Below are 10,924 nucleotides of genomic sequence, written 5' to 3'. Positions count from 1 at the left end.
CGTAGCTAGCGCGGCTTGGTTGGAAGGCCCCAGGGGACCCGTTACCCCATCTACGCGGTCGAGATCACCGCCCCTGTCCGGTGAACTCGTGCTCGGTCTCGTGGCCGCCGATGAAGACCAAAATGCCGGCGAGCAGCGGCAGCACGGCGAGCACCAGCAGCCCCGTCGAGGTCTGGCCGGTGGCTTCCTTGACCCAGCCGATCAGATAGGGGCCGCCGAAGCCGGCGAGATTGCCGATCGAGTTGATCAGCGCGATGGCGCCGGCCGCGGCCGTGCCCGACAGCCAGGCGGTCGGCAAGGTCCAGAACACGCCGAAGACGCAGAACACGCCGATCGCGGCGAAGGTCAGCGCCACCATCGTCATCGTGGGATCGGTGAGATAGCTGGAGATGGCGAGCGCGATCGCGATCAGAATCATGGGCGCGCCGACATGCATCACGCGCTCGCGCGTCGAGTCCGAATGCCGGGCCCACAGGATCATCGCGATGGTCCCGAACACATAGGGGATCGCGGTGACGAAGCCGGTCTGGGCATTGGTGAGGCCGAACGCCTTGACGATCTGCGGCAGCCAGAACTGCATGCCATAGAGCGCGCCGACAAAGCCGAAATAGATCAGGCTGAGCGCGATCACCTTCGGCGAGGACAGGGCTTCGCCGAGCGACAGGTGCTTCACCGCCTGCTTGGCTGCGATCTCGGAATCGAGCTTGGCCTTGAGCCAGGCCTTCTGCTCGGCCGAGAGCCAGTCCGCCTTCTCCGGACGATCGGTGAGATAGAACCAGGTGACGATGCCGAGCAGCACCGAGGGGATACCCTCGAGAACGAACAGCCACTGCCAGCCCTTCAGCCCCATCGCGCCGTCGAGCCCGAGCAGGAGGCCCGAGATCGGCGCACCGATCACGGTCGAGACAGGTACGGCGATAGCGAAGGCGGCGAGGAAGCGGCCGCGATATTCGGCCGGATACCAATAGGTGAGATAAAGGATGATGCCGGGGAAGAAGCCCGCTTCGGCGACGCCGAGCAGGAAGCGCAGCACGTAGAAGCTCGTGACACCGCTGGTCAGCGCCATCAGCGCCGAGATGATGCCCCAGGTCACCATGATGCGGGCGATCCAGCGGCTGGCGCCGAACTTTTCCAGCGCGAGGTTGCTCGGCACCTCGAAGATGAAATAGCCGATGAAGAAGATGCCGGCGCCCCAGGAGAAGATCAGCGGCGTGAACTTCAGCTCCGCGTTCATGGTCAGCGCGGCAAAGCCGAGATTGACGCGGTCCAGATAGGAGAAAAAGTAGGCCAGAACCAGAAACGGAATCAACCGCCAGGAGATCGCGCGGATGGTCGAAGTCTCGATTTCGCTCTTGGTTGTACCGGCCGAACCGGCATAGGTCGTGGTCTGGCTCATCGCTTCCCCCGGGGTTGTTGCTTTTATGGGCTGATTGCGGTTTTCAGCATCGCGGGCAAAGAGTCAATGGATCAAGCAATGCACGGGGCGCAGCCAGTCAACACCATTGCGCCACGCCGGCGGTTGCTGATCCGCGGCGCGCTGGCACTGGCCGTGATCGCCTGCGGGCTGTCGCTGCGCTGGTATGGCTTTCCGCTCGGCCTTCCCGCCTTCGTGGTGAAGTACGGCGGCTCGCTGCTCTGGGCGACGATGGTGTTCGTGCTTGCAGGGGTTTTGCTGCCGCTCATCTCGCGGAGCCAGCTTGCGGCCATCGCAATGGCGATCGCGGTCGTGGTCGAACTGTCCCGCCTGATCCATACGCCGTGGCTCGATGCGTTCCGGCTGACGACGGCTGGCGCCCTGCTGCTCGGGCGGATCTTCTCGCTGTGGAATGTGGCGGCGTATGCGATCGGGATTTTGCTTGGCCTTTGGATCGACCAGTTCGCCACAATGCGCGGTCTCGTAGGGTGGGCAAAGCGAAGCGTGCCCACCAAAAGCAGATGGTGGGCACGGCGCTAACGCGCCTTTGCCCACCCTACGAGACCGTCGCCTAGCATCTTACTCCGCCAGTTGAAACCGCTCGAAGCGATCGAGCTCTTCCTCGATCTTCTGCTTGAGCTCCTTGCGCGCTGCCGTCTTCTTGCCCTGCCCGACCCAGGTCCATTTCTGCATCAACACCTTCTTCGCCTGCCGGTCGGTCTTGAGATCGAGCGCGGCGACGATCTCGTCGCCGACCAGCACGGGCAGCGCAAAATAGCCGAGCTTGCGCTTGGCCTTCGGGACATAGGCTTCGAACAGATGGTTGTAGCCGAAGAAGAGATTGGTGCGCTTGCGCTGGATGATCAGCGGATCGAACGGCGAGAGGATGTGGACGAGATCTGGCGACACTTCGGCAGGCTCGAGTGCCGCGGGTGCCGCCCAATGCTCCTGCTTGCCGGCGCCTTCGATCGCGACCGGCATGAGCTCGCCGCGGCGGACGCGCGAGGCAACGAGGGCCGCGACCGCCTTCTTGCTCGGCGCATCGAGATGGCAGATCGAATCGAGGCTCACGATACCTTGCGAGCGCAGCGCGCGATCGAGCAGATAGGCCGTGATGTCCCTCACCGACGCCGGCTTCGGCAATTGGTCCCAGCCGAAATGCCGCGTCATCAGATCATAGGTCTTGAGCATGCCCTGGCGCGCGCTGATGGTCGCAACACCCGTATAGAACGCCAGCTGAAGCGCCCGCTTCGAGGGCTTTCGGCTCTGCCAGAGATGCTCCTTTTCGGTGAGCACGTCGTCCTCGATATCGCGGATGGTCAGCGGACCGGCGCGGAGCAGCCGCATCACCTTGCGCGTGTCGGCCGGCGTCACCGAGGCATACCATCTGTGCCCCTCGCGCTTGTGCTCGCGCATTGCCGGCAGGAAAAAGCGAAAATCATCCGACGGCACGTAGGACAGTGCATGGGTCCAGTACTCGAACACGCTTTTGTCGACGCTCTGGGCCTGACGCAGATCGGCGCGGCGGTAGGACGGGATGCGGCTGAACAGGATGTGGTGATGGCAGCGCTCGATCACGTTGATGGTGTCGATCTGCACATAGCCCAGATGAGCGACCGCATCCGTGACGGCCTGCGCGCCCTCCCCGAACGGTGCGCGCGTGTCGAGCTGCTGGGCCCGCAGCCAGATCTGCCGGGCCTGTGTCGTCGGGAGCGGGAGGGGTTTTGGTGCGCGGGACATTGCGAGAGGCAATGTAGCGGGATTCGCGCCAAGAAAAAGAACAAGAAAAAGGAACAACGAAGCAAACAAGAGCCGCGCTGACATCTGCTGACAGCGCGGCGCGATGGTGCGGCCGAGGCCTACTTCATCATCATGGACTTCTGCGACTTCATGTAGTGCATGCAGGCGCTCTTCATCTTGCCCATGCTCATGTCCGTGTTGGCCATGGCCATTTCCTTGTTGGCGGCCATATTGGCGGGGTTATCGACCGTGCCGCCCATCATGGCGGTCGACTTCATCATATTATCCTTGGTGCACGCCATCATCGCGGCGGATGAGGGCGAAACGGAAAGAGCGAACGCGACAAAGGTTGCGGCGGTGAGCAAGGTCTTCATCGAAAAGTCTCCTTGAGCAAAACGAAACCGGCGTCATGCCGGCATTCGCAATTACGTATTCTCTGACGAGAACGTTTCGCGGAGAAGGCAATTTTCTTGCTGCAATGCAAAGCGGCCGAATTTAGCGACCGTCCTTCGGCGCCGTCGCCCGATCCTTGGCCCGGTCGTTGGCCCGGTCACCGACGCTGCCGGTGGCGATGTCGGGCTCGCAGGAGGCCCTGCCCCGCCCCTCCGCCTGACAGCGATAGACGCTGCCGGTGAGACGGTCCACCAGCCACATGGTCTCGTCGGTCGGAGCTTCCAGGCCGACATAGCGGCTGGTGAGCCCCGTGATCAGCGTCGAGAGCAGGATCGCCACCGCGATCATGGCCGCGCCGATATAGATGGGCATGGCATTCAGAGACACAGTCCGATCCGGCGGGCCGCTGCGGTAGATTTGATAGTCACCTGGCCTCGGCACTGGATGGAACTCGGCTCCCCCCGTCTAGGATCGTCGGATGAATTTGCTTGCTAGGCGCCCATCTGGCCGAAAGCTTGTCCGCGGGCGGACCATGCCGCGACCGCTTTGCGACGAACGGTGTACCCTGGTTTCAGCAACGCCTCCCGCGGCCGACCTGCATGGGGGCGGAAGCGAGCTCCGGTTTCCCCAAAAGAGGCAGCGTAACCCGGAAGCAGCCGGACACGAACGTGACGAAGATCACATCGGAGCCTTTGAACCTTCCCTAGGCTCGCAGCATCAAATCGCCATCAGGCGTCACAGCGAGGATACGACAATGACCCATTTCAATAAGTTTTTTGGACTAAAGGCGATCACGCTCACGGCCGCGCTGTCATTGACGGCGGGCTTGGCTTTCGCCGGCGACAACAACGTCTCGTCCAGCCAGATCCTGGATGCGTTGAAGCCGAAGCCGATCACCCGCGGCCTCTCCGTCGGTCCGCAGGCTGATCCGACCGCGCAGGCCAAGGAAGCGACCTTCCTGAACACCGTGCGCAACCGGCAGACCCGCTCACTCTCGATGGGCGAGCGTGACCAGATCGCGGAGCTCGCTTCGACCAAGCCGAACATCGATCTGGAGATCCAGTTCGACTACAACTCGGCCGACATCGCCAAGACCTCGGTGCCGTCGGTGCAGGCGCTTGGCAAGGCGCTGTCCGACCCGTCGCTGAAAGGCTCGACCTTCGTCGTCGCCGGCCATACCGATGCGATCGGCACGGAGGAGTACAATCAGGGCCTGTCGGAGCGTCGCGCCGACACCATCAAGAAGTACCTGGTGCAGAATTACGGTCTCAACGGCAGCGACCTGGTCACCGTCGGCTATGGCAAGACCAAGCTGAAGGACGCCGCCAATGGCGCCGACCCGATCAACCGCCGCGTTCAGGTCGTGAACATGGACACCAAGACCGCGTCCAAGTGACGTCCAAGTGAACGTCCGCGTGACCTGAGACGCCGTTGCAAAAGCAACAAACCGCCTGCCGCGAGAGTGTCAGGCGGCTTTCTGCTGTCAGATCCAGCTCTGAAACAGCATCAGCCGGTTGAACGTCTGCATCGATGTACCGACGAAGGCCGCCGAGATCGGCAGCATCACGGCAAAGCCGATGGCGGCCAGGCCGACATAGGCCCACAGCAGCCAGCGCGGCAGCCCCTTGCGACGCAGCGCATAGACCAGCGCAAGCGAGGCAACCGTTGCGGCCGGCAGATAATAGTAGATGAATCCCAGCGTGCGCGGCAGCAAAGCCCAGGCCAGCCAGCAACCGAAATAGAACGCCGCGATCAGGAACGCATCCCAGCGACGCGCAGCGATGAAGTCGCGCAACACAACCGCAAGCGCGAGCAGCGCCGGCCAGGCGACTAGCGGATTGCCGAGGAAGACGATCGCGGCAACGTTGTCGTCCGCCGTCTTGTCGAACAGGAACCACACCGGGCGCGCGAGCAACGGCCAGGACGGCCACGAGCTCATATAGGTGTGGCCGGCGATCGCAGTGGTGGTGTTGTCGGCGAAGATCCGGCGCTGCGCCTCGATCAGATCCGATAGCGACAGGCCGTAGAGCGGGACAAAAGCGGCGATATAGGTCACGGCCGGCAACAGCGCAAAGCAGAGCGCGGCATCTTGCGCCCGGAAGGTGGGCCAGAGATTGGGGCGGTACCAGTCGGTTGGCTTCGCATCGGCAAAGAGAGTGTGCCAGCGCTGCATCAGGCGGATGACCGCGACGATCGCGATGCAGGCCGCGAGCGGAAACAAGCCGCTCCATTTGCACGCGGCTGCGAAACCGAACAACGCACCCGCGATCGCGAACAGCGCCTGCGGCCGCTCACGTCGAAAGCCGTGCATGAATGCAGCGATGGCCAGCAAGCCGAGGCCGAGCGCAAAGATGTCCAGCATCGCGATGCGCGCCTGCACATAAAGCATCTGGTTGAAGGCCGCGATCAGCGCCGCCGCGATCGCTGCTGCTTGCGATCCGAACAGTGCGAGCCCGCAGAGATAGATCGCGACGACAGCGAGCGCGCCGAACAAGGTTGCCGGATAGCGCCAGCCCAGCGCATTGTCGCCGAATGCCGCAATCGATGCGGCGATCAGCTCTTTCGCCAGCGGCGGATGCATCGGATTGAGCATTGGTTCCGGCGCAGTCAGGCCCAGCATCTGCCGCGCTGCCGGCACGTAATGCACCTCGTCGAACACGAACTTGTCCGGCGTCGTCAGCCCGATCAGCAGCGCGACATGGGCCGCTAGGAAGATCGCGACAGCGATCACTGCGCTTCGCGACGTCATCGGAACTGGATGTGCTTCCAGCGACGGCTGTAGGGCTATTTTGCGTGGCAAATCTGCGTCACCGCGAATAAAAAACAACTCAGCCGATCCATTGAACGCATTCCGCCGCAACTGTCACTAAGCTATCGCTCGTCTCGCGTCGCTTGTGACAATTCTGCCACCACTGGCGCGCGCGATCCAGTACGATCAGGGACCTCGATCGGTTACGACATGAATTTGCGTTTTCTGCTTTTCCCGACGCTGCTGTCGGCCGCATTGTGCGCTGCGCCTTCCGTGCAGGCCCAGACGCGAGTCGGCGAAGCCGTCCTCGTCCAGAACGAGGTGGTGCGTGTGGCCGCCAGCACGACGCCAATCAATGTCGGCGACAGCATGCTGCGCGACGAGACCGTGCGCACCGGGGCCGACAGCTCGGCGCGCTTCGTCATGGCCGACAGCACCAATCTCTCGCTCGGGCCGAGCGCGACGCTGAAACTCGACCGCACCGTCTTCAACGACGAGCACAGCTATCGCGATGTTGCGATCCGAATGGCGACCGGCGCATTCCGCTTCGTCACCGGACATTCGGAGAAGACCGCCTACAAGATCACGACGCCGCTCGCGACCATCGGCGTTCGCGGTACAATCCTCGACATCCTCTCGCAGCGCGGCCGCTCGGTCGTCGTGCTGCAAGAGGGGGCGGCCAGCGTCTGCACGCTGAGCTTCCAGTGCATTCAGCTGACCCAGCCGGGCGACACCGCGATCATCACCTCGACCGGCGGCAAAGTCACGATCCTCAAGACCAACTCGCCACCCTGGACTTTCGCAGCCAACTGCGCCGCCAATGCCGGGCTGTGCACCGTCAACCAATATGCCGATGCCTCGCCGACCACACCCGCCGGCCACGACGACGGCATGCTGTGTGGGCGCTGACGATGGCAAAGCCTGGCTTCAAGCGGCTTCTCCTGGCTGGCGCATTGGCTGTCGTCGCCGGCCTTGCATCGGCGGCGTTCAACACCCGTCCGGCCGCGGCCGCGAGCTATTGCGAGATCGATTGCGGGCCGGGATCGTCCCCATCGCCGAGTCCGTCGCCATCACCGAGTGCGTCCCCGTCGCCAAGCCCGACGCCCTCGCCAAGCCCGTCTCCGACGCCGAGCCAGTCACCGTTGCCGAGCCCGACGCCGACCCCGACCGGCTCCGATTCCAGCGGCAACTCGGTCAATGGCCTCGCCAACCAGCGCTTCAATCAGATGGTCACCAACCGCGTGCTTGGCACAGTGCTGCTTGGCGTCAACGAGCAGGTCAATTGCAGCGACTGCATCAGCGCGTTCGGCTCGGCCGGTTCGTTCTCGGCCGCCATCCACGGCCGCAAGGAGCTGACACCCAACCTGTCGCTGCTCGCCGGCATCGCCTACACGCAATACAGCGAGGGCGGCTATCACATCACGAGCGCACCGATCGGCGCTTTTGCGCTGCGCTATGACTTCACCGATTGGGGCTCATCGCGACCGTTCTTCGACGTTGGCACGATCCTGACGCCGTGGGAGAAGGCGCGCTACACTCGCAGCTACAATACCAGCCTCGGTTCGGTCAGCGTGACGAGCTCGACCGACGCTTCCAATTATGCGGTCTTTGGCCGCGCCGGCTGGATCAGTCGCCTGTCACCGCGCGATGAGGTCGCAGCCTCCATCGAGGTCTGGCAGCTCTGGCAGCGCGTGTCGGGCTATCAGGACAACACCGTCGCGTTCAATCCGTTCGACGCCACCGTTGCAACGGGCACCGACCGGACCAGCCTGGTCAAGATCGGCGGCCAGTGGACCCATCTCTTCGCCGGCAATATCGAGACCAACATCAACGGCGGCTGGGTGCAGTCCTTCGCCAGCCACAGCGGCATCGTCGCCACCGTCACCGGCGACGGCACGCTGGTGCCGACGATGGGCAACCAGGGCTGGTTCGAATATGGTGGCCGTCTCGGCTTTCGCGTGCAGAAGGGCTGGGTCGTGGACCTCTTCGCCAACGGCACGCTGGGCCCGCAGCCGGTGGGCAACACGATCCATGGCGGCGTGGGGCTGCGGATCAACTACTAGGCACAGTCTCGTAGGGTGGGCAAAGCGCAAGCGTGCCCACCACCTTATCGCGGACAGACGGCGGGCACGGCGCTTTCGCGCCTTTGCCCACCCTACGGCACCGGTGCTGGCCTCACGCCGCCGACTTGCCCTCGAACGCTCGCCGCAGGACCTCCACGTCCAACTTCACCATCTTCATCATGGCCTGCATCGCGCGGGCAGCGGCGGCCTTGTCGGAGCTCGAGAGAAACTCGAACATCACCTTCGGCACCACCTGCCAGGAGACGCCGTAGCGGTCATAGATCCAGCCACACTGCTGTTCCTTGCCACCATTGGCCAGGAAGGCGTTCCAGACGCTGTCGACCTGGGCCTGATCGTCGCAATGGATCATCAACGACAGCGCGTGGGTGTAGTCCACCTTCATGCCGCCATTGAGCGCGACCAGCGGCTGGCCAGCCACCGTGAACTCGACGACGAGCACGGAGCCTTCCTTGCCGGACGGATTGTCGGCAACGTTGCGCTGGACGTGCGTGATCGCCGAATTCGGCACCAGCGAGACGTAGAACTTCGCGGCTTCCTCGGCATCGCCGTTGAACCACATGCAGGGCACAAGCTTGGACATTGCGACAGCTCCTCTTCAGGCTGATCAGGCGTTCGCCATATCGTGGCGCGCGGGCATGGCTGCCATATCCAGCCAGTTCACGCCCCACATATGGCCGTCCGGATCCTCAAAGCTGCGGCCATACATGAAATCGTATTCGTCAACGGGGCTGGGATCGGCCACGCCGCCCGCAACCTCGGCCTTGCCGACGATCTCGTCGACCTCCTTCCGGCTGTCTGCGGACAGACAGAACAGAGCCTGGTTCGAGGTCTTTGCATCCGCGATCGGTTTCGGCGTGAAATGACGGAACTTGGCGTGGGTCGTCAGCATGACGTAGATGGTCTCGGAAAAGACCATGCAGCTCGCCGTGTCGTCGCTGAATTGCGGGTTCCTGGTCGCGCCGACCGCCTCGTAGAAGGCAGTCGCACGCTTGAGGTCGGTCACCGGCAAATTGAGGAAAATCATCCTGGGCATCGGAAAGCTCCTTGGGGCTGGTTCTGCCCAAGGACGGATGGCTGAGCCGCCACCCGACACCGCTTCCTACTATTTTTTGCGCCCGACCCTGCGAGGTTCTGCCGCACCGAATCCCGCGCGGCTTTCAGTCTTACTTCTTCTCGTTCGGATCCCGATGCACCGGATCGATCCAGAGCACGGTCTCGGGCTTCTCGACCGGCTCGATGTCGAGATTGACCGCAACCGCCTCGCCATCGCTGCGCACCAGCACGCATTCCAGCACCTCGTCCGGGCTGGCGTTGATCTCCTGGTGCGGCACATAGGGCGGCACAAAGATGAAATCTCCGGGGCCAGCCTCGGCGGTGAATTGCAAGCTCTCACCCCAGCGCATCCGTGCCTTGCCCTTCACCACGTAAATGACGCTCTCGAGATGGCCATGGTGATGCGCGCCGGTCTTGGCATCGGGCTTGATGCTGACGGTGCCCGCCCACAATTTCTGCGCACCGACGCGGGCGAAATTGATCGCGGCCGCACGGTCCATTCCCGCGGTCGACGGAACGTTCGTATCGAGTTGATTTCCGGGAATGACGCGCACGCCGTCATGTTTCCAGCGATCATCGTGGTGATCGTGGTCATGGTGAGAATGGCTGTGGTCATGGCCGGTCATATTTCAGCTTCCTGTTGGTTCCGTGCGCGCGAAACTAACCAAAGCGAGCCCATCAAGCCATACCAAAATCGGAACCCTCATAGCCGCCAGACGTTGTCCTTCTGAGCAATATGGAAGGAGAGTTTCATGGGTAGCACGAGCGACAAGATCAAGGGCAACGCCAACGAAGCTATCGGCAAGGCGAAGCAGGGCATCGGTGAAGCCACCGGTTCCGAGCGCCTCCAGGGCGAAGGCGTCGTTCAGGAAGTGAAGGGCAAGGGCCAGAAGGCCATGGGCGATGCCAAGGACGCAGCCAAGGAGGCGATTGATCGCGCCGCTGCGTCAGCCCGTCGTACGACTGAGTAACGCGTATGATCTGAAAATGAAAAGACCGGCCGCGAGGCCGGTCTTTTGTTGTGCGTCACTTCACGCCGAGCAATTCCACGTCGAACATCAGCGTCGCGTTCGGCGGGATCACGCCGCCGGCGCCGCGCGCGCCGTAGCCGAGCTGCGGCGGGATGATCAACGTGCGCTTGCCGCCGACCTTCATGGTGGCGACACCCTCGTCCCAGCCGGCGATGACGCGGCCCTTGCCGATCGGGAATTCGAAAGGTTCGTTGCGATCGACGGACGAGTCGAATTTCTTGCCCTTCTGGCCGTTCTCATAGAGCCAGCCGGTATAGTGCATCACGCAAATCTGGCCGGGCTTTGGCGAGGCGCCGGTGCCAACGACGCTATCGGTGATCTGCAAACCTGAAGCTGTGGTCATGGTCTTTCCTGCGGTCTGGGCCGAGGCCGTGGTGGAAATTGACGCCGACACGCCGCCGATCAAAATGATCGCGAGTGCCGACATGATGGCGGGGAGCATGCGCCGGAAACGCTGCAT

General features: G+C 63.0%; 14 protein-coding genes. 5 read left to right on the top strand and 9 right to left on the bottom strand.

The genetic code is table 11. From position 1 onward, the window contains the following. Positions 1-64 precede the first annotated feature (64 nt). Positions 65-1,396, bottom strand: a complete 1,332-nt coding sequence (locus Q0687_RS26950) for an MFS transporter (protein WP_298883816.1) — start codon at positions 1,394-1,396, stop codon at positions 65-67. Between the two features lie 78 nt (positions 1,397-1,474). On the opposite strand from Q0687_RS26950, the gene Q0687_RS26945 reads away from it, so the two are divergent. After that, positions 1,475-1,954 (top strand): DUF2809 domain-containing protein, encoded by a 480-nt coding sequence (locus Q0687_RS26945; RefSeq protein ID WP_298883813.1) that lies wholly within the window; start codon positions 1,475-1,477, stop codon positions 1,952-1,954. Between the two features lie 39 nt (positions 1,955-1,993). Here Q0687_RS26945 and Q0687_RS26940 read toward each other — a convergent pair whose 3' ends face one another. From Q0687_RS26940 to Q0687_RS26930, 3 genes are all read right to left on the bottom strand, one after another. After that, complete coding sequence (locus Q0687_RS26940; RefSeq protein ID WP_298883811.1) at positions 1,994-3,154, bottom strand: crosslink repair DNA glycosylase YcaQ family protein; 1,161 nt, start codon at positions 3,152-3,154, stop codon at positions 1,994-1,996. Positions 3,155-3,273: 119 nt separating this feature from the next. After that, positions 3,274-3,528 (bottom strand): hypothetical protein, encoded by a 255-nt coding sequence (locus Q0687_RS26935; protein WP_298883808.1) that lies wholly within the window; start codon positions 3,526-3,528, stop codon positions 3,274-3,276. Positions 3,529-3,649: 121 nt separating this feature from the next. Next, positions 3,650-3,919 (bottom strand): hypothetical protein, encoded by a 270-nt coding sequence (locus Q0687_RS26930; protein WP_298883807.1) that lies wholly within the window; start codon positions 3,917-3,919, stop codon positions 3,650-3,652. 382 nt (positions 3,920-4,301) lie between these two features. Here Q0687_RS26930 and Q0687_RS26925 point away from each other — a divergent pair, with 382 nt between their 5' ends. Further along, positions 4,302-4,943 (top strand): OmpA family protein, encoded by a 642-nt coding sequence (locus Q0687_RS26925; protein WP_298883804.1) that lies wholly within the window; start codon positions 4,302-4,304, stop codon positions 4,941-4,943. Between the two features lie 87 nt (positions 4,944-5,030). On the opposite strand, the gene Q0687_RS26920 is transcribed toward Q0687_RS26925, so the two are convergent. Continuing rightward, positions 5,031-6,296, bottom strand: a complete 1,266-nt coding sequence (locus Q0687_RS26920) for a phospholipid carrier-dependent glycosyltransferase (RefSeq protein WP_298883801.1) — start codon at positions 6,294-6,296, stop codon at positions 5,031-5,033. Positions 6,297-6,506: 210 nt separating this feature from the next. Between Q0687_RS26920 and Q0687_RS26915 the strand changes: the two genes are divergently transcribed. Both Q0687_RS26915 and Q0687_RS26910 read left to right on the top strand, forming a co-directional pair. Further along, positions 6,507-7,205, top strand: coding sequence for a FecR family protein (locus Q0687_RS26915; protein WP_298883799.1), 699 nt, complete (start codon positions 6,507-6,509; stop codon positions 7,203-7,205). Between the two features lie 2 nt (positions 7,206-7,207). Then, complete coding sequence (locus Q0687_RS26910) at positions 7,208-8,359, top strand: hypothetical protein (RefSeq protein ID WP_298883796.1); 1,152 nt, start codon at positions 7,208-7,210, stop codon at positions 8,357-8,359. Between the two features lie 112 nt (positions 8,360-8,471). Here Q0687_RS26910 and Q0687_RS26905 read toward each other — a convergent pair whose 3' ends face one another. The 3 genes from Q0687_RS26905 to Q0687_RS26895 all read right to left on the bottom strand — a co-directional run bounded on the left by Q0687_RS26905 (position 8,472) and on the right by Q0687_RS26895 (position 10,059). Beyond that, complete coding sequence (locus tag Q0687_RS26905; RefSeq protein ID WP_298883790.1) at positions 8,472-8,960, bottom strand: VOC family protein; 489 nt, start codon at positions 8,958-8,960, stop codon at positions 8,472-8,474. 24 nt (positions 8,961-8,984) lie between these two features. Further along, complete coding sequence (locus Q0687_RS26900) at positions 8,985-9,413, bottom strand: VOC family protein (protein ID WP_298883787.1); 429 nt, start codon at positions 9,411-9,413, stop codon at positions 8,985-8,987. Between the two features lie 130 nt (positions 9,414-9,543). Continuing rightward, on the bottom strand, positions 9,544-10,059 hold the full coding sequence (locus tag Q0687_RS26895) for a cupin domain-containing protein (RefSeq protein WP_298883784.1): 516 nt from the start codon (positions 10,057-10,059) through the stop codon (positions 9,544-9,546). Positions 10,060-10,185: 126 nt separating this feature from the next. Between Q0687_RS26895 and Q0687_RS26890 the strand changes: the two genes are divergently transcribed. Next, a complete protein-coding gene (locus tag Q0687_RS26890; RefSeq protein ID WP_298883782.1) occupies positions 10,186-10,404 on the top strand; it encodes a CsbD family protein in 219 nt (72 codons plus the stop codon). Between the two features lie 55 nt (positions 10,405-10,459). Here the strand turns inward: Q0687_RS26890 and Q0687_RS26885 are convergent, their stop codons facing one another. Next, entirely contained in the window at positions 10,460-10,924 is a 465-nt protein-coding gene (locus Q0687_RS26885; RefSeq protein WP_298883780.1) for an FKBP-type peptidyl-prolyl cis-trans isomerase, read from the bottom strand.

The organism is uncultured Bradyrhizobium sp., assembly GCF_936928535.1.
GTDB lineage: Bacteria > Pseudomonadota > Alphaproteobacteria > Rhizobiales > Xanthobacteraceae > Bradyrhizobium.
The sequence above is the reverse complement of the archived record's forward strand: the minus strand, read 5'-3'. Positions and strand labels throughout refer to the sequence as shown.

Excerpts from the sequence above, each read along its gene's own strand:
- Q0687_RS26950 (WP_298883816.1), bottom strand. The coding sequence starts at position 1,396 with ATGAGCCAGACCACGACCTATGCCGGTTCGGCCGGTACAACCAAGAGC.
- Q0687_RS26945 (WP_298883813.1), top strand. The coding sequence starts at position 1,475 with ATGCACGGGGCGCAGCCAGTCAACACCATTGCGCCACGCCGGCGGTTG.
- Q0687_RS26940 (WP_298883811.1), bottom strand. The coding sequence starts at position 3,154 with ATGTCCCGCGCACCAAAACCCCTCCCGCTCCCGACGACACAGGCCCGG.
- Q0687_RS26935 (WP_298883808.1), bottom strand. The coding sequence starts at position 3,528 with ATGAAGACCTTGCTCACCGCCGCAACCTTTGTCGCGTTCGCTCTTTCC.
- Q0687_RS26930 (WP_298883807.1), bottom strand. The coding sequence starts at position 3,919 with ATGCCCATCTATATCGGCGCGGCCATGATCGCGGTGGCGATCCTGCTC.
- Q0687_RS26925 (WP_298883804.1), top strand. The coding sequence starts at position 4,302 with ATGACCCATTTCAATAAGTTTTTTGGACTAAAGGCGATCACGCTCACG.
- Q0687_RS26920 (WP_298883801.1), bottom strand. The coding sequence starts at position 6,296 with ATGACGTCGCGAAGCGCAGTGATCGCTGTCGCGATCTTCCTAGCGGCC.
- Q0687_RS26915 (WP_298883799.1), top strand. The coding sequence starts at position 6,507 with ATGAATTTGCGTTTTCTGCTTTTCCCGACGCTGCTGTCGGCCGCATTG.
- Q0687_RS26910 (WP_298883796.1), top strand. The coding sequence starts at position 7,208 with ATGGCAAAGCCTGGCTTCAAGCGGCTTCTCCTGGCTGGCGCATTGGCT.
- Q0687_RS26905 (WP_298883790.1), bottom strand. The coding sequence starts at position 8,960 with ATGTCCAAGCTTGTGCCCTGCATGTGGTTCAACGGCGATGCCGAGGAA.
- Q0687_RS26900 (WP_298883787.1), bottom strand. The coding sequence starts at position 9,413 with ATGCCCAGGATGATTTTCCTCAATTTGCCGGTGACCGACCTCAAGCGT.
- Q0687_RS26895 (WP_298883784.1), bottom strand. The coding sequence starts at position 10,059 with ATGACCGGCCATGACCACAGCCATTCTCACCATGACCACGATCACCAC.
- Q0687_RS26890 (WP_298883782.1), top strand. The coding sequence starts at position 10,186 with ATGGGTAGCACGAGCGACAAGATCAAGGGCAACGCCAACGAAGCTATC.
- Q0687_RS26885 (WP_298883780.1), bottom strand. The coding sequence starts at position 10,924 with ATGCAGCGTTTCCGGCGCATGCTCCCCGCCATCATGTCGGCACTCGCG.